Here is a 25,557-nt window from a genome sequence, read left to right on the forward strand (position 1 = left end):
ACTTAGTAGATTGCCAATACCAAACGTTGACCATGTGGTTTTTGTTGGCTGGCATCTTGCATTCATAGGGTACGCGTAGGGGGATTCGCGCGTCGTCGAAAAGGTGAAGAGAGATGAGTGTTCTATCTCGATTAAAAATTGCACATAAATTGCCGGCTTTGGTCATTAGCAGCGTCGTCGCGGTTGGATTGGGCTTGGGTATTTCTGGGGTTATGATCGGTTCATCGGTCATTACAAAAACGGAAACTCAAAAGCTGGAAACGCTTGCGGATGGGCGCGCGCAAGAAATGAAAGCCTATCTGGAAGACATCGAGACGGACTTGGTGTTAACCGCAAACAGTCCGTTCACACTTGATGCTTTGAAGGCATTTGATGGGGCATGGGATACACTGGGCGGCAATCCATCAAAAACGTTGCAGGACGCGTACATAAATGACAACCCCAATGAATTGGGGTCAAAGCATTTGCTAGACGCAGCACCTGGCGGTACACAATATGACAAAACCCATGCTCAATACCATGCGGTTTTTCGGGAACAGCTAAATCTACGCGGCTATTACGACATCTTCTTGTTCGATGATCAGGGTGACCTTGTTTACACTGTGTTCAAGGAACTTGATTATGCAACCAACTTCAAAACGGGCGGCGGCGAGTGGGCTGATACTGATCTAGGGAATGCCTTTAGGGCTGGGCTCGCCCTGAACAAAGGCGAAAGTTATTTTCTCGACTTTAAGCCGTACAAACCAAGCTATGACGCGCCAGCGAGTTTCATTTCCACCCCAATTTTTGACGGCAAGAAACGTGTAGGTGTTTTGGTTTTCCAGATGCCAATTGACCGCATCAATGCCATCATGGGGGCAAAAACCGGTTTGGGGGCAACTGGAGAAACGTTGGCGGTTGGCCAAGATCAATTGATGCGCAATGATTCAACCTTCAGCGAAGATAATGATATTTTGCAAACCAAATTTGAGGCCAAAGAAATTGAAGCGGTTATGAACGGCAATACGGTTGATGGAGAGTTCTCCCAATATCGTGATGCATCCATGCTGTTTGCGGCCGCACCCATGGAATTCAAAGGGACCACATGGGCTGTGCTCGCTGTTCAAGAAAAGTCCGAAGCGCTGGCCAGTGTGGATACGATGCGCTTAACGATGTTGGCGATTGGCAGCATATTGCTGGTTATTGTTGGCGCGATTGGTTGGGTATTTTCCCGCACCATCACACGCCCAATGTCAGGCATTACCGAGACCATGCGCTCTCTGGCTGAGAATGAGTTAGATGTTACGGTTGACGGCATTGATCGTTCAGACGAGCTTGGTTCAATGGCGCGGGCCGTTGAGGTGTTCCGCGAAAACGCGGTTCGAGTTGCTGAATTGGGTGTTGAAGAAGCCGCGCGGCAGAAAGCCATTGCGGAACGGGCTGAGATGATGGAAGAGCTGCAACAAAGCTTTGGTATTGTTGTGGGTGCCGCCGCCGCTGGAGATTTTTCACAGCGGGTGAGTGAAGACATTGCAGATGATGAGATGGTCAAGCTTTCGCGTAGTGTCAATTCGCTGATCGATACGGTTGATCGTGGCATTAAAGAAACCGGCGAAGTGCTTGCCGCGCTGGCCAATACTGACCTGACCAAACGCATGGAAGGTAATTTTGAAGGCGCATTCTTGCAGCTTAAAAATGATACCAACCGTGTTGCGGATCGTTTAACCGATGTTGTTGGGCAGTTGCGCACGACATCAACAGCACTCAAAAATGCAACCAGCGAGATTTTAGCTGGCGCAAATGATTTGTCTGAACGCACAACCCGTCAGGCGGCGACGATTGAAGAAACGTCCGCTGCGATGGAGCAATTGGCCGATACCGTACTGCAAAATGCCAAAGAAGCAGAAAGCGCCAGTGATATTGCGGACAAAGTGCGCACCACTGCTGAAGAAGGTGGCGACGTTATGCGCCGGGCCAATGAGGCTATGGAGCGGATCACAGATAGTTCAAACAAGATCTCTAATATTATCGGGATGATTGATGATATTGCTTTTCAAACCAATTTGCTTGCCCTGAACGCTTCAGTTGAAGCGGCACGCGCCGGGGAAGCTGGTAAAGGGTTTGCGGTTGTGGCGGTTGAAGTGCGCCGGTTGGCACAATCCGCCGCGACGGCATCATCGGATGTAAAAGTGCTGATCGAACAATCTGTGACTGAAGTTGGTGGTGGCACAAAGCTTGTGGCGCAAGCCTCTGAGAATTTGGGGATTATGCTTGACGCCGCGCGCGCCAACAATGAACTGATGGTGTCAATTGCGGATAAGAGCAAGTCGCAGGCCTCTTCTATTGAACAGATCAATACTGCTGTGCGTGAAATGGACGAAACAACACAGCACAATGCGGCGTTGGTTGAAGAAACCAATGCAGCGATTGAGCAAACCGAAAGCCAGGCTTTGGAACTGGATCGGATTGTTGATGTGTTTGTGACCCGAGACGGCGGACAACGCCGTTTGCCAGTTGGGGCAAATAATGAGGTTCCAAAAGAACTTCCGCCAGAAAACGGTATAAGAGAAATACAAGAGCGTGCGAAATCCGCTGCCAGTTCCTATCGAAGCCAAGGCAACGCAGCAATTGCCACGGAAGCGGATTGGAAAGAGTTCTAAATTGCGCTGAACGCAATATTTATATTCCAAAAACGGCGTTCACAATCTGGGCGCCGTTTTTTTGTGTTTGAGTCAAACTTTGTGGCCATTTTTTACACGATTTTACAGCGATTCTTGCTCGTATTTGTCAATTATTGTTAATCCCCAATTACTTAGTTCATTAAAGTTGAATTTACTAACCTCGCATACACTCATGTCAAAGAGTAGCTACGAGGGATGTGCCCGTCACGCGAGCGTGTAGCGTTACAGCACAACATGATATGCAAAACAAACTACGATTTCGAATTGGCCAACCAAAGCTAACAACGTCTATCGCATTGTTCGTTGTGGTGAGCATCGCGCTGTCGATTGGTGCGGTGGCCACAGCGATCTATTTCCAAATATCCTCGAATGTGATGGAACAGGCGCGCAATTCGCAGCTGGCGAACATGCGCACGACGATTGCCATTCTTGAAACGCAAATGCCCGGTTCCGACATGGGGCGCGATGAGAACGGTGAGGTGAAAACAATCACCACCTTCCGCATGCCAAAGTTGCGTACAGATGACATGGTAGAATCGATTGCGGCGGTAACACGCGGGCCCGTTTCACTTATGGCTTTTAATCCTGAAGTTGAGGGGTTTGAACAGTTCACCACAACGGTCGAGATTGAAGAAGGCGTGCGCGATAAAGAATATGTTTTAGATGCGACCAACCCCGCATATGAAAAACTGATCCTAAATGAACAGTTTGCCGGTCGGGCCATGATCCGCGGCACTATGTACTTTGCGGTCTATCAGCCCATTCAAGATAAAAAGGCCAATGTCATTGGTGCTGTTTTTGTGGGTGCACCAATCGCTGACTTTGAGGGTCAGGTGATGGCGACATTGCAACTTATTGTTGTGGTGTCGCTTGCAGTTCTGGGTGTTATGGCGATTGCAGCATTCGTGGTCTCACGGGTGATGATGCGGCCCATTCCGCGGATTTCCGAAGCGATGACAGAAATTGCAAACGGCGACTATGATTATGAGGTGCCTTACACTGAAAAAACCAATGAACTTGGTGAGATGGCGCGTGCGGTTGAAGTTTTCCGGGCCAATGGTCTGCGGGTGAACGAGATGACCGAAGAAGAGAAGATGGCCTCCAAACAGCGCATGGTTGAACGCGCGGACATGATGCAAGATTTGCAGCGCGCCTTTGGTGAGGTGGTGGATGCAGCGGTTGCTGGCGACTTTACCCGTCGGGTCGAAGCTGAGTTCCCGGATGAAGAGCTAAACCGTTTGGCCCATGGGGTGAACGAATTGGTGGCAACGGTTGATCGGGGGGTCACCGAAACCGGGGTGGTGTTGGCGGCAATGGCCAATACGGACTTAACGATGCGCATGGAAGGCGATTATCAAGGCTCATTCTTGCAGCTCAAGAACGATACCAACCGGGTGGGGGATAAACTCACCGAGGTGATCTCAAGCCTGCGCAATACATCGCGGGCACTTAAGACGGCTACTGGTGAGATCTTATCGGGTGCCAACGATCTGTCTGAACGCACCACCCGGCAAGCGGCGTCGATTGAAGAAACATCGGCTGCAACCGAGCAATTGGCCGAAACGGTGCGTGACAATACCGAGCGGGCGAAGCGAGCACAGGTCTCGGCTGGTGAAGCCAGTCAGGTTGCTGAACGGGGTGGGCAGGTGATGTCGGAAGCCAATGCGGCGATGTTACGCATTACCGCGTCGTCCAACAAAATCTCAGACATTATCGGGATGATTGACGATATTGCGTTCCAAACCAATTTGTTGGCATTGAACGCCTCTGTGGAAGCGGCGCGGGCCGGTGAAGCGGGTAAAGGGTTTGCGGTTGTGGCGGTTGAAGTGCGCCGGTTGGCACAATCTGCGGCACAGGCTTCGTCTGAGGTGAAAGTGCTGATTGAGCAGTCTGGCGCTGAAGTTGATGGCGGCACCAAGCTGGTATCGCAAGCGTCCGAGAACTTGGATGGCATTGTTGAATCGGTTCGTGGGGTGACCGCATTAATGGATGAGATTGCGCGCGAAAGCCAAGAGCAAGCCACATCGATCAATGACATCTCGCACTCAATCCGCGAAATGGATGAAATGACCCAGCACAATGCGGCTTTGGTGGAAGAAACCAACGCAGCGATTGATCAAACCGAAAGCCAAGCCTCCGAACTTGATCGGGTGGTGGAACAGTTCCGGATTGATGCGCGCGAGGAACAACATCAAGACTACGCGCCACAGCGCCAAGCCGCACAGCAACAAGCTGAACCCCAACGACAAGATGCGCGCGGCTTACAAAAACAAGCCGCCAGTGCTTATCTCAGCCACGGCAATGCCGCGGTCAAGCAACCTGATAGCGAGTGGAAAGAGTTTTAGGGTCCAGACCCTAGGGCGAGCGAACATCCCAAAATATCAACTTTGTTTTAAACGGCCGGGAGAAATCCTGGCCGTTTTGCATTTGGGTGTATTGATCCGCTAACTGCAAGTTAACTCCCCTCGTTATACCCTATTAACCATAATTCAAAGCTATTGGGACGACACACGCAAATGAGCGAAGGTCGATTGCAGTTAAAAGACTTAATTCCGGCCCTTGGATTTAGCGGTGTCGCCGCCATTTTGGGCGTTGCGGGTTATATGGGGGCACCGGATTACGGCGAAATGGCGGTTGTTTATCCACCATGGATGGACAGCAACGTTATTGTGCAATCAATCGTACGATCTGGTGCTCAGTTCATTTCCCCGTCCAAACTGCCTAGCGTTTTTGTCATTCGGTTAAGTTCTGACCAAACAAAGCAGCGACTTAGCGAAAGTGGCGCTCTATTTTTTGTTGCGGCAACGGGCATTTGTGGTCCGGTTTTACGCCCTCTATTGCTTAAGGAATAATTATATGTCTATCGACCAATTAAGGGTTGCCGCAACAAAATATGCCATGGTCCTGAGTTTTATCCTTGCTGTTGCTGTTTGCGGTGTTGAATATTATTTGCAAGGTGGGTTCGCGATTGGCTCGCTCTTAGCGGTTGCTGGATTTGTGACCCTGACAGCCACTTTTATTCTTCAGCGCAATGGGGCGGCCTTTCGATTTACGGCGGTGGCGGTGTTGATGGGGCAAGTGATGGCTTTGCTAATTGCCGCAAAAGGTCACCCTTTCCAAAGCGATATGCATATGGCGTTTTACTCAGCGCTAGCGTTTGGCGCGCTGTTTTATGATTATCGGCCAATTGTTTTGGGCGCGCTGCTGGTCGTGGTGCACCATTTATTTCTGGGCATGGCGTTTGAGGATTTGGTTTTTTACGGCGGAGGATCGCTGCAGCGTGTGATGTTACACGGCATCATATTGGGTGGTGAAACGGTCGCGCTGGTTTGGATGATGACCAATACGCGAAAATTCCTCACCTCTGCGCAGGAGAATTCGGAACTGGCCGAACGAGAAACGACGCGGACGCGTGAAATGTCACAAGAGCGCGAGGAAGCGCAGACCGCAGCAACAGAAATGCGTGAAAAAATGGTCAGCGATTTACGTGAAGCGTTTGGCTGTGTGGTTTTGGCCGCATCGGCGGGCGATTTTACACGCCGGATCGAGACCAATTTTCCGGACGACGAGATTAACATGCTTGCCGATGCGGTAAATGAATTGGTGGAAACCGTTGAACGTGGGATTGCTGACACAGGCGAAGTGCTTTCTGCGCTGGCGAGTTATGATCTGACGGTTCGTATGCAAGGCGATTACGAGGGTTCATTTAAAGAATTGAAGGACAGCACAAACACAGTTGCTGAGCGGTTCACAATTTGTGTGTCGCAAATCGGAGATACCTCGCGCGCCCTAAAGCAGGCTACTAGCGAAATCCTTTCTGGTGCAAATGACCTTTCCGAACGTACGACCCGGCAGGCGGCTTCGATTGAAGAAACGTCGGCAACAACAGAGCAACTGGCAGAAACAGTGCGTGATAATACAGAACGCGCCAAAAAGGCGCAGGGTTCGATCACCGAGGCGCGCTCGGTTGCCGAGCGTGGTGGCCAGGTGATGGCAGAAGCCAATAAGGCGATGCAGCGGATTACGGCCTCATCGAACAAGATTTCGGACATTATTGGTTTGATCGACGATATTGCCTTTCAAACAAACCTATTGGCGTTAAACGCCTCTGTGGAAGCAGCACGCGCCGGGGAAGCGGGCAAAGGCTTTGCGGTAGTGGCGGTTGAGGTTCGGCGGCTCGCCCAATCTGCGGCACAGGCTTCGTCCGAGGTGAAGGTGCTGATTGAACAATCCGCGACGGAAGTCGATGGGGGCACCAAACTTGTCTCGCAAGCATCGCAAAACCTGGATGGGATTGTGGAATCGGTGCGCGGGGTGACGGCATTGATGGATGACATTGCCCGTGAGAGCCAAGAACAAGCGGTCTCAATTAATGATATTTCGCATTCCATCCGTGAAATGGATCAGATGACGCAGCATAATGCGGCTTTGGTTCAACAAACCAATGCCTCGATTGATAAAACGGAGGCGCAGGCCACCGAGCTTGATCAAATTGTTGAACAGTTTCGTATTGATGGCCGCACCTCTGGTGCCAGATGGTCACAACCCCTTGTGCATACTCAAATGCAAACCATCGCGCCCAAAACGGCAAATGTGCCAATGGTGCAAGGCAATATGGCCCTTAAATCTGGTGATGAAGACTGGTAGGAATTCTGCTGGGAATTCTGGGCCACCGGTTGCAACATAATTCAGCATTTTTTAACTTTGACGAGGTGGAAACCTGCTTCGGTTTGCTATATCAACATAGGGTAGTGCAGTGTTGAGGAGCAGGCTGGCTTTAAGCTGGTTTGGGCATGTAAGTGAAAAAATCACTTGGGCTCGTCGCCCATGACGAAAAGAAAAAGCTATTGGCCGAATGGTGCAAGAAGCATAGTGAAAAACTGTCGACGCTTGATCTTTATTCAACCGGCACCACAGGCAAAAAAATCATCGAACATACTGGCCTTGACTTAACTCGGCTTGAAAGTGGTCCGTTGGGGGGAGACGCGCAACTAGGGGCAATGATTGCTGAGAGACGGCTTGACGGCTTGATCTTTTTTATTGATGGCCTAGCGGCTATGCCGCACGATGTTGATGTTAAGGCACTCATTCGTTTGGCAACGATTTATGACGTGCCATTTGCCTGCAATCGCTCAACAGCAAATGCAGTGCTTGAATTGTTCTAAAGACTAGGGGCGTATTGATTGACCAGCGGGTCGGTTTTAGGGCAGTTTGTAAGATAATAAACTCCGACAAGAGGGGAAATTACGGGGTGAAAAACGGGAATATGATTGAGGTACGGGGGGTCTCCAAGAGTTTTGGAGGACTGAAGGCCGTTTCAGACTGTTCGTTGCAAGTGGAAAAGGGCTCGATAACGGGCTTGATCGGGCCAAATGGCGCGGGCAAGACAACTCTTTTCAATATTGTGGCGGGCACTTTGTCGCCGGACGAGGGGCAAGTCATCTTTGATGGCGAAGATGTGACGGCGCTTAAACCGCATGAATTGCATGCAAAGGGTATGCTGCGCACGTTTCAAATTGCGCATGAGTTTTCAGCAATGACAACGCTTGAAAACTTGATGGTTGCTGCGTCTGAGCAGCCAGGCGAGAGCCTGTTCCAGTCTTGGTTCAATATCAAGCATGTTGCAGACTTTGACCATGAAGTGCGCAAAATGGCACTTGATGTTGTTGATTTCTTGCATCTGGGTCACGTGAAAAACGAGCTTGCAGGCAACCTGTCTGGCGGTCAAAAAAAGCTTTTGGAGCTCGGGCGAACCATGATGACTGATGCCAAAGCGGTGCTTTTGGATGAGGTGGCCGCGGGTGTGAACAAGACCTTGCTTAAGGATTTGGCCAGCAATATTCAGCGCATGAACAAGGAGTTGGGCTATACTTTCTTTGTGATTGAGCACGATATGGACTTGATCGCTGAATTGTGTGATCCGGTAATTGTGATGGCCCAGGGTACCAAAATCGCTGAGGGGCCGATGGAAGATATTCGCAACAATCCTGAAATTGTTGAAGCCTATTTCGGTACTGCCGTGGAGGTTGCGTCATGAGTTTATTAGACGTCAAAGACGTCCATGGTGGGTATGGCGGCGCGCCTATTCTTAATGGCGTCAACATGTCGATTGAACGCGAGGATATTGGCGTGATTGTCGGCCCAAACGGGGCAGGAAAATCAACCACATTGAAAGCGATTTTTGGATTGCTCGAAGTCACTGGCGGGTCCATTACCCTTGATGGGCACGAGGTGGCGAACCAGCTGCCCGATAAACTGGTGCCGTTAGGCCTTAGTTTTGTGCCCCAAGAGTTTAATGTGTTCACCGAAATGTCGGTGAATGAGAACTTGGAGATGGGCGCCTATATTCGTCAGGATGATTTCAGCGACACGCTGGATTATGTCTATGAAATGTTTCCACCGCTCAAAGACAAACGCAGGCAAAAAGCTGGTGAGCTATCAGGCGGTCAACGCCAAATGGTGGCCATGGGCCGGGCATTGATGAGCCAGCCAAAATTACTGTTGCTTGATGAGCCATCCGCGGGGTTAAGTCCACGCTATATGATGGAAATCTTTGAAACAGTAGTGAACGTCAATAAGTCCGGGGTGGGCATATTGATGGTTGAGCAAAATGCACGTCAAGCACTGGAATTCGCCTCAAAAGGCTTTGTGTTGGCAGGTGGTAAAAACCGGTTCACAGGGACCGGACGGCAGCTATTGGACGACCCAGAAGTCGCTCAAAGCTTCCTTGGTGGTTAGAGGGGATCTAACGCTATGAATGAATTTATTTTCTTTTTTAACAAAGTGATCATTTCAGGCGCAACGCTTGGATCGGTCTATGCGCTGGGCGCCGTCGGGGTTACCCTGATCTTTGGTATCTTGCGGTTTGCGCATTTCGCGCATGGTGACCTGATGACCATGGGCGCTTTTATTTCGTTTATGCTGGTGGGTGTATTCCAGTCATTGGGTATTCAAACGCCCTTGCCTACGGGCTTTGTCGTGTTGCCATTTGCCATGGCGATTACAGCAGGTATATCACTTGGCATTGACAAGGGATTTTATGAACCTTTGCGGGCCAAGGGGGTGAAAACCGTAACATTGCTGATCGCCTCAATCGGTGTCACCTTGATGTTGCAGGGGTTGATCCGTTTGTTTGCGGGGACGGCCACACGCAGTTTCTTTGAAAACGAAACCAAAGACCTGTTTCGCTTCAAAATTCCGATCGAGGGCATCAAACGCTCAATTAATATTTCAGAGCCGCAAATTCTGGTGATTGTGACCACGGTGATAACGGTCCTCATTCTGCATTTCTTCTTGACCCGTTCGCGAATTGGTAAAGGTATGCGGGCAATGGCGGACAATCCAAGTCTTGCACAGGTTTCTGGCATTAACACCGCCAGCGTTGTACGGGCAACTTGGATTATTGCGGGAAGTTTAGCGGCGATGGCGGGAACAATGTTGGCGCTCGACGTTATCTTAAAACCCGATCTGGCGTTTAACATCGTGTTGCCAATCTTTGCGGCTGCGGTTGTTGGTGGTCTTGGCCATTCCTACGGGGCAATTGCTGGCGGCTTTTTGATCGGTTTTGCTGAAACCATGTCGGTGTTTAACTGGTCGATCATGTTCCGCGGGTTTGACAATCTGCCCGATTGGTTCCCAAATGATCTTTCACTGGTGCCAACTGAATATAAACTCACCGTTGCCTTTATCATTTTGGTTGTGGTGTTGTTGGTTCGGCCTCAAGGTATTTTCAAAGGAGCGTCATCATGATCCGTCGCGATGCAATTTTGTTTGCCGGTCTTGGCGTCCTCATTTTGGCGCTGGCCACATGGCTTAAAGTCCCAACAACCATTCAATTGTTGGTCACCGCTTCCGCCTATGCGTTGATTGCCCTTGGGCTGAACGTGCAGTGGGGCTATGCGGGGCTGTTTAACTTCGGTGTTATGGGCTTTTTGATGGTCGGGGGGGCGTCAACAACGTTTATCTCTTATCCGCTCAATGACGCATTTTGGTCCTCTGACGGTCCCTTCATGCTGTTCAAAGCTTTGTTGGCGGCTATCGCTGGTGGGGCGTTGATTTGGGGCGTCACGCGCATCCCGAAAAAGGGCAAATACAGTAAGCTGCGCGGGTTTTTGCTGGTGATTGCTTGGGCTGTTGCCTACGTGGTTTACCGTTCGCAAATTGATCCAGCTGCGCGATTGATTGAAGCTGAGGCCGACTTTGTTGGTGGGCTTGGTTTGCCAGCGATCTTTGGTTGGATATTTGGCGGCATTATGGCCGGGATTGTTGCATACATCATTGGCAAAATCTGTCTTGGGTTGCGCACGGACTATTTGGCCATCGCAACGATTGGTGTTTCTGAGATCATCCGCGCCCTGATCAAAAATATGGATTGGCTGACCCGGGGCACATTGACAGTGTCACCGATACCTTGGCCTTCGCCCTTGCCTGCCGATGTGACCGCGTCGGGTATTACTAATCCGGACACGGCAATTTTGTTGGCCCGTTCTGGGTTTTTGGCCATCACTGTGTTGTTCATCGGTGTGATATTCTTCTTCTTGCAACGGGCTTATGAAGGGCCGTGGGGTCGGATGATGCGGGCGATCCGCGACAACCATGTGGCAGCTGGTGCAATTGGTAAAAACGTGACCAAACGCGAATTGGAAATTTTCGTGCTGGGTGCGATCCTGATGGGGATCGGTGGCGCTATCCTCACCTCATATGTTCAAATCCTTGATCCAAGTGGCTACCAGCCAATCAACCATACATTCATTGTGTGGGTGATGATTATTGTTGGCGGGGCGGGTAACAATTATGGTGCGTTATTTGGTGGAATTTTCATCTATATCGTATGGACGATTTCTGAACCAGCTTCGGTGATTTTGTTTAGCTTTATCAGCGATATGTCTGACGGTGTTGGCATAGGTGCGATCCCGGATATCGAATCTCGAGCATTGCAAATGCGGGTATTTGTGCTTGGTATGGTGATCACGTTTGCGCTTCGATTTGCGCCACAAGGCATCATCCCTGAACGGGTGCGTACTACAGAAAGATAGTTGATAAGCCCATTGTTGAACTTCTAAACGTCGCCCATTTGGGCGGCGTTTTGTTTGGGGTTAAGCTGGTTTTAGCGTTTCGCGCTAACCCACAAAACATCATATGGTGTGCCATCATGCCCAATGCCGCCTTTACCCGATGTTAAATCTAGGCTGTGCCATTTGGCATTGGTTTCAAATTTTGCTTGTAGCATTTGCGGCGTAGGCAAGTTGTAGTAGCGGTCCAATTTGTCCCGGCCAGCCCCGTCCCCACTTTTAAAGCTGGCCATCAAAAGCCCATTATCCTTGAGCGCGTGATTTATCGAGGCAATGATCGGATCAAGTTGGTCCCAAGGCGCATGCAGCAAGCACATATTTGCCCATATGCCGTCATATAGCCTGTTGTCCGAAAGTTCGTCAAACCGCATGATTTTTGCACGTTCACCCAGCCGTTGAACAGCAAATTTGGCGAGTTCGGGATTGCCTTCAGTGGCCGTGACGTCAAAGCCCTGGCTATGCATGTGCTGCGCTTCCAGCCCTGCGCCGCAACCCAGTTCCAGTATGCGGCCTCTATCTGGTAGCTTTTCCAAAAAGGCGCTTAATGTTGTGGATGGCTTCGTGCGTTTTACCGCATATTCGGCGGCGTTTGCAGCATAGAATTGGTAGGTTTTTGGATCATATGACATGGGGGCAGGCTATCGTAACTGTTCGACATAAAAAAGGCCCGATGCGGTGCACCGGGCCTCAATTTACTTAGCTGAAAAAGCAAAGCTTACATTGCTTGGCCGAGTTCAACCCATGTGCCGCCTTGAACAACCATTTCAACGATTGCGCCAGAAACGTCACCAGCTGCGTCGAATTCATGGCTGCCGCCACCACCTTCGTAGTTGATGTCTTTGCCTTCAGCGATCAAAGCTTTCGCTTTTGCCCACTCACCAGGAAGAATAACTTCACCCGGTGCAGTTGCAACTTCACGTAGGGCTTTGTTCAAGCCTTCGCGGTCAGTTGAACCGTGCTTTTCAAACGCCAACGCGAGCATGAATGCAGAATCATAAGATTGTGCACCAAACGCAGCAATTGGATCGAGGCCCGCAGCTGTTGCTAGATCAGCATATACGCCAGTACCAGCGCTGTCTGCACGGCCTTGACGTGTACCGATCATGCCTTCAACTGAAGCAGCGTCGATGCCTGTAAGCAACGCGTCAGCGATCATGCCGTCACCACCGAAGTAGATTTCGAAATCGCCGGCTTCAATTGCTTGACGCAAAAGAGTCTGACCTGAGCCTGAAGCATAAGCCAACACAACTAGGTTTGTTGAACCACTCGCCGCCAAAGAACCCAATTCAGCACGATAGTCTGATTTGCCTTCTTCATGTGCTTCGTTGATTGCAACTTTACCACCGCTAGCTGAATAAGCTGCAGCCAATGAATCGGCAAAGCCTTTGCCGTAGTCATTGTTTACGTATGTGATTGCGATGTCGTTGATGCCTTTAGCAAGCAACAAACGGGCAACGACTTCACCTTGGTAGCTGTCTGATGGACCAGCGCGGAACAATAGATCATTGTCGTCCACAGTGGTTACGGCTGGCGATGATGCTGATGGTGATACCATCACAACGCCAGCTGGAATTGCTGCAGTATTGGCTGCAGAAATTGTTGCGCCTGAACACATTGCACCAACGATAGCGTCTACACCATCTGTGTTGATCAAGCGGTCAGCCGAGTTTGCGGCGGCGGTTGCATCGGCACAAGTAGAATCGCCGATTGTGTATGTTGCTTCGCCGCCAAGAATGCCACCCTGCTCGTTAACGTGCTGAAGCGCAAGCTTTGCTGCTTCACCCATTGGAGGCGACAAAGTTTCAAGTGGGCCTGTAAAACCGAACAAAATGCCGATATTTACGCCTTGAGCCATAGCAGGTGATGCAACGCCTAGTGCGGTTGCTGCAACTGCGGCTGTGAGTACTGTTTTAAGATGACGCATAATTTCCCTCTGACTATTTCATCTTCTTGTTTTTTTGCCCCAAATTTCGTACCAGCAAGTACTGGTGAATTTGGATGCGCGCGAGGTCGTTTTCTTCCTTCGCTTGGCGTTAACAATAAACATTTTGAGAAAAGAGTCACCTATTTTGATCGAATTTTGCTGAACATGCCGATCTAAAATGCGTTAATTGGTTAAGTTCGCGATGTATGAGGCCGATGGCAACAAAATAAACGACATATCATCCGGTTAGCACAGATTGCCTGACAATTGAGTTGGTGCATTTCGACCAAGAAGCTGAACTGAAAGGGCAATGAGCCAAATGAAAAAGTGGAAATTGGGCGGCCTATGGCCCGTGCTGCTTGGGATCGTGATGGTTGGTGTGACGATGGTCGGCGGTGCCGCGGCGCAAAATGACGCGTTGGCAGCCGGGTGTGACGGTAAGCAAATCGTCATTGCTGATCTGCAATGGCCCTCGGCTTCGATTTTGGCCGAAATACATGCGCAGATTGTTGAACAAAATCTGAATTGCTCAACAAGCGTGGCGCAGTTTGATATTGAGAGTGCCGCCACAACTTTGAAAACGGCGCAAACCCCAACACTCATCCCTGAAATGTGGGTGACGCGCGTTGCAAGCAAATGGAATCAGGTGGTTCAAGAGCGGGCGGGCTTTGCTGCAGGTAATACATTTGATCAAGCAATATTTGAGGGCTGGTATGTGCCGCCGCGCGTTGCGGCAGATTTTCCTGCATTGCGCCAAGTCACCAATTTGAAAAATATGCGTGAGCTTTATCAGCTTGATCAAAAGCCAGATTTTATTACCTGCCCTACCAATTGGGCGTGCTCTGTCCTTAATGAAAACATGTTGAAGGCATTCGGTTTGTGGTCGGCTTTCAATATCGTCGTGCCGACTGATCGGTTGGAGATGGACCGCCTTATCGGGGAAGCCATTTCAAAGAACAAGCCAATCATGTTCTATTATTGGCAACCCAATGCCTTTGTTTATGATCTTAAACTGGTCCGCATTGAAATGGGTGCCTATTCCAGCACAGCTTTTGCATGTTTGGCGAATGTGGAGTGCAAGGACTTGCAGACAACTGGATTTGCCGATGAACAAGTGGTCATCGCCGTGGCAGACTGGGTGCGCGGTGACGCGCCGGAACTGTTGCCTTATGCGCGCAAAGCGCAAATGCCGCTTGATGCGATGGATGAATTACTGTCCGTGCAGGTGGAAAGCGGGCTGACAGCAGAACAGGTCGCTACCTACTTTATTGTGAATTATCCACAAATCTGGCAGGCTTGGCTGCCTGTTGTTCAGAAGTAAGTTTAAAGTCTATTATAAGTAATCAACATAAGTTTGAATCTATATAAGTGGACGTCGCGGAGTTCTTATAACAAACAAAATTTGATCTTTCGATAAACATGTAATACATCGAGTATATTTGAGTTAAACAGTATTTATCATCATTGAACGTTTTCTTGCTTTGTTCGCAAAAATTTGTTTTCCATAATAGTTTGACGCCTAACTGTTGCATGCCTATGCTCTCCATATTCGTGAGAACTATTTGGAGAAGACGCTTGGCTATAAAAATATCGAACATTCTGGCAGGAACAGCGCTTTTGGCGGCAGTAACTGCTTTTGCACCAGCGGCACTGGCTGCATCATCTTGCGGCACTGATAAGCAAATTGACATTGCCGAAATGAATTGGCCGTCTGCAGCGGCACTGGCGCAAGTACATGCCATTATTTTGGAAAAAGGTTACGGGTGTAACGTAGAGATTGTGATCGGCGATACTGTGCCAACGTCTGCCTCGATGTTGTCTAAAGGTCGGCCAGCGATCGCGCCGGAATTGTGGACGGGAACGATCCAAGAAGCTTGGGACAAAGGTTTAGCTGATGGTGCCGTGAAAGCTGCTGGTGTGGCGATTTCTGATGGTGCTGTTGAAGGCTGGTGGATTCCAGACTATGTGGCCGCTGCCAATCCGGGCTTGAAGTCGGTTGATGATCTGCCAAAATATGCAGAGCTTTTCGCAGATCCTGACGAGCCAGAAAAGGGTCGTTTTTATTCGTGCCCTCCAGGCTGGGGCTGTGAAATTGCCAATGCGGCGCTGTTTGAAGCATATGAGCTTGAAGATAGCTACAACCTATTCTCACCTGGTTCTGGTGGTAACCTAGATGCGTCGATCATTCGTGCATTTGAGCGTGAGCAGCCGATTGTATTCTACTATTGGGGACCAACCGCCATTATGGGCAAATATCCAATGGTTCAGTTGGAAATGCCTGAGCATAATCCGGAAATCTGGTCATGTAACGTTGATGCAAACTGTACGCCAAAGGGCAAAAGTGCTTTCGCAACACCGCCTGTTGTGGTTGCCACAGCTTCTTGGTTGGCTGAAGAAGCGCCGATTGTATTTGACTATCTCTCCAACGTTGCTCTGAACAATGTTCAGATTTCAACAATGTTGGACTGGGGTGCGGAAAATAAGGCTGGTGCAGCTGAAACAGCTGAGAACTTCCTAAAGACAGAAGAGGAAGTCTGGACCACTTGGGTTCCAGCCGATGTTGCAGAAAAAGTAAAAGCTGCCCTTTAAGTGGGTGGTTGGATTTAGCTAACTGAAGATGGCTGGGTGGCGTGACCGCCCAGCCATTTTGCATGAGGGGTTTAGGGGATGTTTCCTGAGTTTTTTAATACGCGTCCATTACGGATTTGGCTTGACGATGGCCTGACGTGGATTGTGCGCAATTGGGGTGACGGATTTGAAGCCGCTGCCTATCCGTTACTGGTGATGCTGAATACGATTGAAGACTGGCTTCTGGCGCTGCCATGGTGGTTTACTATTCTGGCGCTTGCCGGATTGGCGTATGGTGCGACGCGCAAACCCGCATTGCCGACCTTCGTCATTGTTGGACTTGTGTTTATGGGCATGATGGAGCTTTGGGAAGATAGCGTGAAGACGATGGCGCTGATGATTTCAGCGACAGTAACGGCGATTATCTTTTCTATTCCTTTGGGTATTGTGATGGCGCGCTCTCAGATTGTGCGCAAAATTGTTACACCGATTTTGGATCTCATGCAGACGATGCCCAGTTTTGTTTATCTCATTCCCACAGTGATGATTTTTGGACCGGGTAAAATTCCTGCGCTTATAGCGACCATCATTTATGCGGCGCCGCCGTTGGTGCGGTTGACAGATTTGGGCATACGGCAAGTGGAAGCGAACGTGCTGGAAGCGGCGCACGCCTTTGGTGCTTCACCTTCACAACGCCTATTTGGTGTTCAAATTCCATTGGCGTTGCCAACCATTTTGGCGGGTGTGAACCAAACAACCATGATGGCATTGGCGATGGTGGTGATCGCGTCGATGATTGGCGCTGGGGGACTTGGTTATCAAGTGCTGCAGGGTATTGGGCGTTTGGAAGTTAGTCGTGGCATTTTTGCTGGGCTGGGCATTGTGGTGCTGGCCATCATCTTTGACCGCATTACACAGGCTTATGGTAAGCAACTGCAACAGCAAATCGGCTTGTCCGGAGGTCGCTAATGACGAATGAATTCAAAATTGAAATGCGCGGTGTTACCAAGATTTTTGGCCCGCATCCGGAAGAAGTTTTGGCCCAACTCAAACAGGGCCGTTCCAAAGACGAGTTGCAAGCTGAAACGGGGCATGTGATCGGCTTGAACGATGTGGATTTGAAAGTGAAGACGGGGCAACTTCATGTTGTTATGGGGCTGTCCGGATCGGGAAAATCCACATTGATCCGACATGTTAATCGTTTGATTGACCCGACGGCCGGTGAAATTTTTGTTGATGGCGACAACGTGTTGGAGATGAGCTTGGACGACTTACGCACGTTCCGGCGCACGAAAATCGCTATGGTTTTTCAAAAATTCGGTTTGATGCCGCATCGCTCCGTTATCGACAATGTGGCTTATGGGTTAGAAATTCGGGGTGTAGAAAAACAGGCTCGCTTAAAAACCGCGGAAGAGTGGATTGCTACAGTTGGCCTTGAGGGATACGAGCAATCGCGTCCGCATCAACTCTCAGGTGGCCAACAACAGCGTGTAGGCTTGGCCCGTGCGTTGGCGATGGATGTGGATATTTTGTTGATGGATGAGGCGTTCTCTGCGCTTGATCCGTTGATCCGTTCTGGCATGCAGGACGAATTGCTGGTGTTACAAAAAACCCTTAACAAAACCATCCTGTTTATCACGCACGATTTTGACGAAGCGCTCAAAATTGGCGAACAAGTGACGGTGCTGCAAGACGGGGCGGTGATCCAATCAGGTCGACCTGAGGACATTGTGCTGAACCCCGCCAATGCGCATGTGGAAAAGTTTGTGGCCGATGTGAATCGCGCGCGCGCCATCCATGTGCACACCATCATGGAGCAAGGCGACTTTGAGCAATGTGAAGTGGCGGTGGATGCGGGAGCGTGTTGTGAAGATGTGCTGCCATTGTTTGCCGAACATGATTGGGTTGGCGTGAACGCTGAGGGTGGTGACCAAATTGGACGCATCACGGCAAAACGGGTCATCAAGGCGCTGGCGCGACATAGTTCGGCGGTGTAGATTTTTCCAATATTGAGTTGGGGAGGTGAGCTGTGACGGATCTTCAACGTCGGATTATCGACGTGTGCAAGTTGACAGGTGAGTTCACCACGCGCTCCGGGCAAGTGGTGAACACCTATTTTGATAAATATCAGTTTGAAGGACGTCCGCATTTGCTGCGCGATATTGCGGCTGAGCTGGCCGCTATGATTGACGTGGAGTTTGATCTGCTTGCCGGTTTGGAAATGGGTGGCATTCCTGTGGCCACAGCCCTGTCATTGGAGACGAACAAGCCTTGTGTGTTTGTGCGTAAAATGGCCAAAACCTATGGCACCGAGCGAATATATGAAGGGCCAGATATCGCCGGTAAACGCGTATTGATTGTCGAAGACGTCACCACCACAGGTGGGCAGATACTGATCTCAAAAGTTGAGCTCGAGGCGGCGGGTGCGCAAATTGTTGGCGTTGTGTTGGTTATCGCACGGGCTCACGAAGCTGTTGCGGCCTTGGCGCAAGCCAAACTGGAATTGATCGCGCTTATCGCCCCGGTGGACTTGGGGATACTTGCATAGTTTTCATCTTATCCTTTGGGATAAGTCTGCCTAAATTTTGTGCAAAAACCATCCGAAAATGCGGCTTTTGCGCAGGTTAGACTAAAATGTAGCTTTATTTCTCCTCGTCAATTGTTTTTGGTGTGCCAAGCGCTTGCTAAACGCCAAATCTGCCGCCTATAACCCGGGTAGCACCTGAGCGCACCTGAATTTAGGAGACCTTTGATGGAACTTAAAAAGATCAATGATCGTGTGAGTGTCAGCCCGCAAATCCTTGTTAAGGATGTTGCTGCTATCAAACAGGCTGGATTTAAAACCATCATCAATAATCGTCCAGACGGCGAAGCGCCGGACCAGCCTACCTCGGCAGAGCTTAAAGCGGCTGTGGAGGCTGAAGGGTTGACCTTTATTGAAATTCCCATGGGGCGCGAAGGTGTTTCACCTGAAATGATCGCGCAAACCCAAGCCGCTTTTGCTGGCGATGGGCCTGTTCTGGCCTATTGTCGCTCCGGCACCCGTTCAACAACGCTTTGGGCGTTGAGCCAAGCGGGCAAGCAAGACGCGCAAGAAATCATCGATGCAGCGGCAAATGCTGGATATGACATTTCGCACTTGTCGAACCACTTGGTTCAACAAGCTGATTAATCTGGTGGTTTGACGTGTCCCCCCACGTTCAAATCTGACATAAAGTCACCAATTATAGGATCGACCTCGTCCATGAAGATCAAAAAAATCCTCGTCGCCAATCGTAGTGAAATTGCCATTCGTGTGTTTCGCGCGGCCAATGAAATGGGCATTAAAACCGTTGCGGTTTTTGCCGAAGAAGACAAATTGGCGTTGCATCGATTTAAGGCGGACGAGGCCTATTTGATCGGCCAAGGTTTGGGCCCTGTTGAAGCCTATTTGCAGATAGATGAATATATCCGGATCGCCAAACAATCTGGGGCGGATGCTATTCACCCCGGCTACGGTTTACTTTCCGAAAGCCCTGAATTTGTGGACGCCTGCGAAGATGCGGGGATTCTTTTTATTGGGCCAAAAGCTGAGACCATGCGGGCGCTGGGCAACAAAGTAGCCGCCCGCAATATCGCCGAGAAAGCCGGAGTGCCGGTTGTTCCTGCGACCGATCCATTGCCAGACGATATGGATGAGATTGTGCGCTTGGCCGAACAGGTTGGCTATCCGCTGATGCTTAAAGCCAGCTGGGGTGGTGGTGGACGCGGCATGCGCACCATTCGCGATGAAAAAGCGGTGCGCGGTGAAGTTGAAGAAGCCAAGCGCGAGGCAAAAGCGGCGTTCGGTAAAGATGAGATGTATTTCGAAAAGCTGGTTGAACGCGCCCGCCATGTGGAAGTGCAATTGATCGGCGATAGTCACGGTAATCTGGTTCATCTGTTTGAGCGCGATTGTTCCGTACAGCGGCGCAACCAAAAGGTTGTTGAGCGTGCACCTGCGCCTTATCTGAGCGACGAAATACGTGAAGCGCTGACCAGCGCTGCGCTTAAGCTTGGAAATTCCACTGGTTATCGCGGTGCAGGCACCGTTGAGTTTTTGATGGATGCGGATAGCGATGCGTTCTACTTCATCGAAGTGAACCCGCGTATTCAAGTAGAGCACACGGTCACCGAAGAAGTCACTGGCATCGATATCGTTAAAGCGCAAATCCGCATCGCGGAAGGCGCCACCATTGGCGATAAAGATAGCGGCATCCCGACGCAAAAGAACATCCGCTTGAATGGCCATGCGTTGCAATGCCGGGTGACGACAGAAGATCCGGAAGAAAATTTTATCCCAGACTATGGCCGCATTACCGCCTATCGCGGCGCGACTGGTTTTGGGGTGCGTTTGGATGGTGGTACCGCCTATTCAGGTGCTGTGATCACCCGCTATTATGATCCGTTGCTGGAAAAAGTGACCTGCTGGGCGCAAACGCCCAAAGAAGCGATCGCGCGCATGGACCGGGCGTTGCGCGAGTTCCGCATTCGCGGGGTGACGACAAACCTCAATTTCCTTGAGAATATCATCACCCATCCAAAATTCTTGGACAATAGCTACACCACACGTTTCATCGACAATACGCCAGAATTGTTTAACTTCCCAAAACGCCGGGACACAGCCACCAAGCTTTTGACCTACGTCGCTGACGTTACGGTAAATGGTCACCCAGAGGTGAAAAATCGGCCAAAACCACCAGCAGAAGCGGCAGCGCCAAAAGTGCCAAGTTTTGAGCCTTTGACCGTGCTTGAAGGGTCGCGCCAGATTTTGGAACGCGACGGTCCAAATGGTCTTGCCAAGTGGATGAAAGCACAAAAACAAGTGCTCTTCACCGATACGACGATGCGGGACGGCCACCAAAGCCTGTTGGCGACGCGGATGCGGACCAACGACATCACCAAGATCGCCAGCGCTTATGCGCACGGCATGCCGAACCTGTTCTCGCTGGAATGCTGGGGTGGGGCAACGTTTGACGTATCTATGCGGTTCTTGACCGAAGACCCATGGGAACGTTTGTCGATCATTCGCGACGAAGCGCCGAACATTCTCACGCAAATGCTGTTGCGTGGTTCAAACGGGGTTGGATACACCAACTATGCGGACAATGTGGTCAAGTTCTTTGTTGCCCAAGCGGCAAAGGGTGGCATTGATATTTTCCGCGTGTTTGATTGTTTGAACTGGGTCGAAAACATGCGCGTCTCCATGGACGCGGTGATCGAAGCCAACAAAGTCTGCGAAGGCGTAATTTGTTACACAGGCGACATGTTGGACCCGGACCGGGCCAAATATGACCTGAAATATTATGTGAAGCTTGCCAAAGAGCTTGAAGCGGCGGGCGCGCATGTGCTGGGCCTTAAAGATATGGCCGGGTTGCTTAAACCAGCCGCAGCCAAGAAGTTGATTTCAACGCTCAAGGAAGAGATTGGCATGCCGATCCACTTCCACACCCACGATACATCGGGCGTTGCGGCCGCAACTGTTTTGGCGGCGGTCGATGCAGGTGTTGATGCGGTTGATGCAGCAATGGACGCGTTTTCTGGCACCACGTCGCAGCCCTGTTTGGGCTCGCTTGCAGCAGCCTTGCGCGGCACAGAGCGTGACCCGGGGTTTGAAGCGAAAACCATTCGCGAAATCTCATTTTATTGGGAAGCTGTGCGCACCCAATATCGGGCGTTTGAAAGCGATCTGCGTTCTGGCGCATCAGAAGTTTATTTGCACGAAATGCCAGGCGGGCAATTCACCAACCTAAAAGAGCAAGCGCGCTCTTTGGGTTTGGAATCTCGTTGGCACGACGTGGCGCAAACCTATGCTGATGTGAACCAAATGTTTGGTGATATCGTCAAGGTAACGCCATCCTCGAAAGTTGTGGGCGACATGGCTTTGTCCATGGTGTCTTCCGGCCTCAACCGGGCGGATGTAGAAGATCCGAACCGCGAAGTCTCGTTCCCAGAATCAGTTGTTGGCTTCTTTGCTGGCGATTTGGGCCAGCCTCCGGGTGGTTTCCCCAAGGCATTGCAAGACAAAGTGCTCAAAGGCAAAAAGCCGATGGATAAGCGCCCCGGTGCTTATTTGGAACCGGTTGATTTAGAAGCCAAGCGCACAGAAGTTGAAGAACTAACGGGCCACAAAATTAATGATTTCGACCTTGCATCATATTTGATGTACCCAAAAGTCTTCACCGACTTTATGTCCGCGCAGGACATTTACGGGCCAACATCGGTTTTGCCAACGCCGATCTATTTTTATGGGCTTGAGGCTGGCGACGAAGCCCTGATTGATTTGGCGAAGGGCAAAACCCTTGTGCTGCAATTGGTTGGCCAATCCAAGCCAAACGAAAAAGGCATGGTGCGGGTGTTCTTTGAACTGAACGGCCAACCGCGCTCGGTGTCTGTGCCGGACCGCGCGATGGCGAGCGAAATTGTGGTGCGGCCAAAAGCGGAACTGGGCAACCCCTTGCATGTGGGCGCGCCAATGCCGGGGGTTGTTTCAACCTTGGCCGTTAAACCGGGCCAAGAAGTGACGGCAGGCGATGTGTTGTTGTCGATTGAAGCGATGAAAATGGAAACCGCCATTCATGCGGAAGTGGACGGCGTCGTTGCTGAAGTGCATGTGAAGCACGGCAACCAGATCGATGCGAAAGACTTGTTGGTGCGGTTTGAAGGTTAAAAATTTCTGCATTCAAATATTAGCAACCGCCTCCAACTGGGGGCGGTTTTTTTGTGCAAATTATTCTTTGGCTGGCGTGTCTTGGCTGAAAATATTGATCCAACCCTTGGCAGTATGTTGCCAGATTGAGCTGACATACATGGTTTCGCTCACATCGCATTGGGCACGGGTGAATTCTGCTCGGTAGGACAGAAGCGCATGGCCGTTGCCCAATGGTCGCGCACGTAACTCGAAAAGATTATACGATTTGACCGTGGGGCCATCTTTAAGCTGGTTTACATGATCGGCTTTGGGCGAAAAGCCGCTGGAATAGACCCCAAGAAAATCTTCATGCAGAGCTGCGGCGTCGGCATCCATGTCCCCTGCGACAAGCGCGTCCCAAACTTTTGTTTCACATTGTTCGAGCTCACGACGTAAGTCTTTGTCTTTGTTTGCGATCAATCCGACACCGCTATTTTCGCCTTTGGTGTTCAATAGTTTTTTGCTGTGGCGCTTGTGAGGCATTTGTGGATTGTCGATTTGTCGTGCTGATGCGCGGTAGGCGCGACACAATCCAAGAGACGGCGAATGAGACAATGACCACATCATCCACCCAGCCAATAACGGGAATAATATCGGTGATAAGGTCCAAAGGGCTGATCACATAAATAACGGTCAGCACTGTGAGCACTTTTAAATAGGTTGGGGTCAATGGATGCCAAAATGCATGCCAAAGGGTTGTGACTTCGCGCCTAAACCGAATTAGCCTTGTCATGATCATATGGTGCTCCCTTCTCATACGACAAAGCCTATCGAATTAGACAATGCCTTATCTAAAGATAGGTCAAATGGACCCATTTTCAAGTCCGCCGACCTTTGGTTGCGTGGATGCCATATTGGGCTTATATGCTTTGAGCAATCAAGGAGAGATTATGCCCGGTCTGATTGAGCGCAGAAAATCTGTTGGGGTGATGGTTGGCAATGTGCTGGTGGGCGGCGACGCGCCGATTGTTGTGCAATCCATGACCAACACCGACACCGCAGACATTGAAAAGACAGTTCAGCAAGTGGCTGAATTGGCGCAAGCTGGTTCTGAAATTGTCCGCATTACCGTTGATCGCGACGAGGCCGCTGCCGCCGTGCCGCACATTCGCGATCGGTTGATGTTGCGCGGTATTGATGTGCCCTTGGTGGGGGATTTCCACTATATCGGGCATACGCTTTTGGCAAATCATCCAGCCTGTGCTGAAGCATTGGCGAAATATCGGATTAATCCGGGCAATGTGGGCTTTAAGGCCAAGCGCGACACGCAATTTTCGCAAATGATCGAGATCGCGAACCAATATGACAAACCGGTGCGGATTGGCGTCAACTGGGGTTCGCTGGATCAAGAGTTGCTGACCAAATTGATGAATGAAAACGCCAACAATGGCTCTCCTTGGAGCGCAGCGCGGGTGCAACGCGAAGCGATAATTCAATCGGCAATCATGTCGGCAGAACGGGCGGAAAGCTTGGGCATGGGGCGGGATAAAATTATACTGTCCACCAAAGTGTCAAACGTGCAGCACCTGATCGATGTTTATGCAGACCTTGCAGCGCGCTGCGATTATGCGTTGCATTTGGGTCTGACCGAAGCGGGCATGGGTGCCAAAGGCATCGTTGCCTCCTCGGCTGCGCTGGGCATTTTGTTGCAGCAAGGCATTGGCGATACGATCCGGATTTCCTTAACCCCAGAGCCAGATGGTGATCGTTGTTTGGAAGTCGAAGTGGCTCAGCAATTATTGCAAACCATGGGTTTCCGTCAGTTCTTACCTGTTGTGACCGCATGCCCGGGTTGTGGGCGCACCACCTCCACCGTGTTCCAGCAATTGGCCAAAGATATTCAAGACCATTTGAACGTTTCAATGCCGATCTGGCGGGAAAAATATCCCGGGGTCGAAGGCATGAGCGTTGCCGTGATGGGGTGCATCGTCAACGGGCCGGGCGAATCAAAACACGCAGATATCGGTATTTCATTGCCCGGCACGGGGGAAACCCCAGCCGCGCCAGTGTTCATCGACGGGGAAAAAGCCAAGACCTTGCGCGGCGCCGACATTGCGGATCAGTTTAAACTGATGGTGGCTGATTATATTGAGAACCGTTTTGGTGGCTAATGCGACAAAGAATCAAAAAGGCAATTGATAATCAGTTGAGCCAAGTAACGCGCTGAGGTAGCAAAATTGGTTGAGGGACTAAGCCACATCACGTTCATTGTGAAGGATTTGGACCGCATGGAACAAGTCTTGATTAAGGTGCTTGATGCTCAAAGGATTTATGCCAGTGCAGGCCAACAGTTTTCGCTTTCCGAGGAACGTTTTTATGATGTTGGCGGCATTTGGATCGCTGTGATGAAAGGCGAACCTCTTCCTTCTCAAACTTACAATCATGTTGCATTTAAGATTCCGGATCGTGAGTATGAAGAACGACTTATTGCAGTGAGAGCGCTTGGACTTGACGTGCGAGAGGGGCGGCCCCGCGTGCAAGGTGAAGGAAGGTCAATCTACTTTTATGACCATGATAACCACTTGTTTGAGCTTCACACAGGTACATTGGCTGACCGTTTAGAGCGCTACCAATCTTAAGCTGATCCTGTTCGTTTCTTCGCCAACACCCAAAAAGAATCACCAT

22 protein-coding genes are annotated in these 25,557 nt (G+C 50.4%); 18 read left to right on the plus strand and 4 right to left on the minus strand.

Annotation, left to right across the window (positions count from 1 at the left end; translation table 11 throughout):
• The first annotated feature begins 113 nt into the window (after nt 1-113).
• The 9 genes from ACJAZW_RS10755 to ACJAZW_RS10795 all read left to right on the plus strand — a co-directional run bounded on the left by ACJAZW_RS10755 (nt 114) and on the right by ACJAZW_RS10795 (nt 11,695).
• Entirely contained in the window at nt 114-2,639 is a 2,526-nt protein-coding gene (locus tag ACJAZW_RS10755) for a methyl-accepting chemotaxis protein (protein WP_415157910.1), read from the plus strand.
• A gap of 260 nt (nt 2,640-2,899) precedes the next feature.
• Nucleotides 2,900-5,005: a methyl-accepting chemotaxis protein gene (locus ACJAZW_RS10760; protein ID WP_415157912.1), complete on the plus strand. Its 2,106-nt coding sequence runs from the start codon at nt 2,900-2,902 to the stop codon at nt 5,003-5,005.
• A gap of 171 nt (nt 5,006-5,176) precedes the next feature.
• Nucleotides 5,177-5,512: a hypothetical protein gene (locus tag ACJAZW_RS10765; protein WP_415157914.1), complete on the plus strand. Its 336-nt coding sequence runs from the start codon at nt 5,177-5,179 to the stop codon at nt 5,510-5,512.
• Nucleotides 5,513-5,516: 4 nt separating this feature from the next.
• The gene (locus ACJAZW_RS10770) at nt 5,517-7,307 is read left to right on the plus strand and encodes a methyl-accepting chemotaxis protein (protein WP_415157916.1); all 1,791 of its coding nucleotides are present in this window, start codon (nt 5,517-5,519) and stop codon (nt 7,305-7,307) included.
• 152 nt (nt 7,308-7,459) lie between these two features.
• Entirely contained in the window at nt 7,460-7,825 is a 366-nt protein-coding gene (locus tag ACJAZW_RS10775; RefSeq protein WP_415157918.1) for a methylglyoxal synthase, read from the plus strand.
• Nucleotides 7,826-7,926: 101 nt separating this feature from the next.
• The gene (locus ACJAZW_RS10780; protein WP_415157920.1) at nt 7,927-8,697 is read left to right on the plus strand and encodes an ABC transporter ATP-binding protein; all 771 of its coding nucleotides are present in this window, start codon (nt 7,927-7,929) and stop codon (nt 8,695-8,697) included.
• Complete coding sequence (locus tag ACJAZW_RS10785; protein WP_415157922.1) at nt 8,694-9,398, plus strand: ABC transporter ATP-binding protein; 705 nt, start codon at nt 8,694-8,696, stop codon at nt 9,396-9,398. The genes ACJAZW_RS10780 and ACJAZW_RS10785 overlap by 4 nt, the downstream gene beginning before the upstream one ends.
• A 15-nt stretch (nt 9,399-9,413) precedes the next feature.
• Nucleotides 9,414-10,409 carry a branched-chain amino acid ABC transporter permease gene (locus ACJAZW_RS10790; protein ID WP_415157924.1) on the plus strand — a complete coding sequence of 332 codons (996 nt, stop codon included), beginning with the start codon at nt 9,414-9,416 and terminating at the stop codon, nt 10,407-10,409.
• Nucleotides 10,406-11,695 carry a branched-chain amino acid ABC transporter permease gene (locus ACJAZW_RS10795; protein WP_415157926.1) on the plus strand — a complete coding sequence of 430 codons (1,290 nt, stop codon included), beginning with the start codon at nt 10,406-10,408 and terminating at the stop codon, nt 11,693-11,695. Before ACJAZW_RS10790 ends, ACJAZW_RS10795 begins: the two co-directional genes overlap by 4 nt.
• Nucleotides 11,696-11,766: 71 nt before the next feature.
• On the opposite strand, the gene ACJAZW_RS10800 is transcribed toward ACJAZW_RS10795, so the two are convergent.
• The gene (locus tag ACJAZW_RS10800) at nt 11,767-12,360 is read right to left on the minus strand and encodes a class I SAM-dependent methyltransferase (RefSeq protein ID WP_415157928.1); all 594 of its coding nucleotides are present in this window, start codon (nt 12,358-12,360) and stop codon (nt 11,767-11,769) included.
• A gap of 86 nt (nt 12,361-12,446) precedes the next feature.
• Nucleotides 12,447-13,655 (minus strand): ABC transporter substrate-binding protein, encoded by a 1,209-nt coding sequence (locus tag ACJAZW_RS10805; protein ID WP_415157930.1) that lies wholly within the window; start codon nt 13,653-13,655, stop codon nt 12,447-12,449.
• Between the two features lie 310 nt (nt 13,656-13,965).
• Here ACJAZW_RS10805 and ACJAZW_RS10810 point away from each other — a divergent pair, with 310 nt between their 5' ends.
• From ACJAZW_RS10810 to pyc, 7 genes are all read left to right on the plus strand, one after another.
• Nucleotides 13,966-14,976: a glycine betaine ABC transporter substrate-binding protein gene (locus tag ACJAZW_RS10810; RefSeq protein WP_415157932.1), complete on the plus strand. Its 1,011-nt coding sequence runs from the start codon at nt 13,966-13,968 to the stop codon at nt 14,974-14,976.
• 254 nt (nt 14,977-15,230) lie between these two features.
• Nucleotides 15,231-16,244, plus strand: a complete 1,014-nt coding sequence (locus ACJAZW_RS10815; protein WP_415157934.1) for an ABC transporter substrate-binding protein — start codon at nt 15,231-15,233, stop codon at nt 16,242-16,244.
• 78 nt (nt 16,245-16,322) lie between these two features.
• A complete protein-coding gene (locus tag ACJAZW_RS10820; protein WP_415157936.1) occupies nt 16,323-17,192 on the plus strand; it encodes an ABC transporter permease in 870 nt (289 codons plus the stop codon).
• Complete coding sequence (locus ACJAZW_RS10825; RefSeq protein WP_415157938.1) at nt 17,192-18,220, plus strand: quaternary amine ABC transporter ATP-binding protein; 1,029 nt, start codon at nt 17,192-17,194, stop codon at nt 18,218-18,220. The genes ACJAZW_RS10820 and ACJAZW_RS10825 overlap by 1 nt, the downstream gene beginning before the upstream one ends.
• A 32-nt stretch (nt 18,221-18,252) precedes the next feature.
• Nucleotides 18,253-18,771, plus strand: coding sequence for an orotate phosphoribosyltransferase (pyrE, locus tag ACJAZW_RS10830; protein ID WP_415157940.1), 519 nt, complete (start codon nt 18,253-18,255; stop codon nt 18,769-18,771).
• A gap of 204 nt (nt 18,772-18,975) precedes the next feature.
• On the plus strand, nt 18,976-19,395 hold the full coding sequence (locus ACJAZW_RS10835) for a TIGR01244 family sulfur transferase (RefSeq protein WP_415157942.1): 420 nt from the start codon (nt 18,976-18,978) through the stop codon (nt 19,393-19,395).
• A gap of 72 nt (nt 19,396-19,467) precedes the next feature.
• Nucleotides 19,468-22,911 (plus strand): pyruvate carboxylase, encoded by a 3,444-nt coding sequence (pyc, locus tag ACJAZW_RS10840; protein ID WP_415157944.1) that lies wholly within the window; start codon nt 19,468-19,470, stop codon nt 22,909-22,911.
• A gap of 60 nt (nt 22,912-22,971) precedes the next feature.
• On the opposite strand, the gene ACJAZW_RS10845 is transcribed toward pyc, so the two are convergent.
• Nucleotides 22,972-23,385, minus strand: coding sequence for a DUF4440 domain-containing protein (locus ACJAZW_RS10845; protein ID WP_415157946.1), 414 nt, complete (start codon nt 23,383-23,385; stop codon nt 22,972-22,974).
• Nucleotides 23,363-23,671 (minus strand): YkvA family protein, encoded by a 309-nt coding sequence (locus tag ACJAZW_RS10850; RefSeq protein ID WP_415157948.1) that lies wholly within the window; start codon nt 23,669-23,671, stop codon nt 23,363-23,365. The genes ACJAZW_RS10845 and ACJAZW_RS10850 overlap by 23 nt, the downstream gene beginning before the upstream one ends.
• Before the next feature lie 151 nt (nt 23,672-23,822).
• On the opposite strand from ACJAZW_RS10850, the gene ispG reads away from it, so the two are divergent.
• Nucleotides 23,823-25,043 carry a flavodoxin-dependent (E)-4-hydroxy-3-methylbut-2-enyl-diphosphate synthase gene (gene ispG / locus ACJAZW_RS10855; RefSeq protein ID WP_415157950.1) on the plus strand — a complete coding sequence of 407 codons (1,221 nt, stop codon included), beginning with the start codon at nt 23,823-23,825 and terminating at the stop codon, nt 25,041-25,043.
• Between the two features lie 66 nt (nt 25,044-25,109).
• On the plus strand, nt 25,110-25,511 hold the full coding sequence (fosX, locus tag ACJAZW_RS10860; RefSeq protein WP_415157953.1) for a FosX/FosE/FosI family fosfomycin resistance hydrolase: 402 nt from the start codon (nt 25,110-25,112) through the stop codon (nt 25,509-25,511).
• Nucleotides 25,512-25,557: the final 46 nt, after the last annotated feature.

It is taken from the genome of Maritalea sp., assembly GCF_047634455.1.
Taxonomy (GTDB): Bacteria; Pseudomonadota; Alphaproteobacteria; order Rhizobiales; family Devosiaceae; genus Maritalea.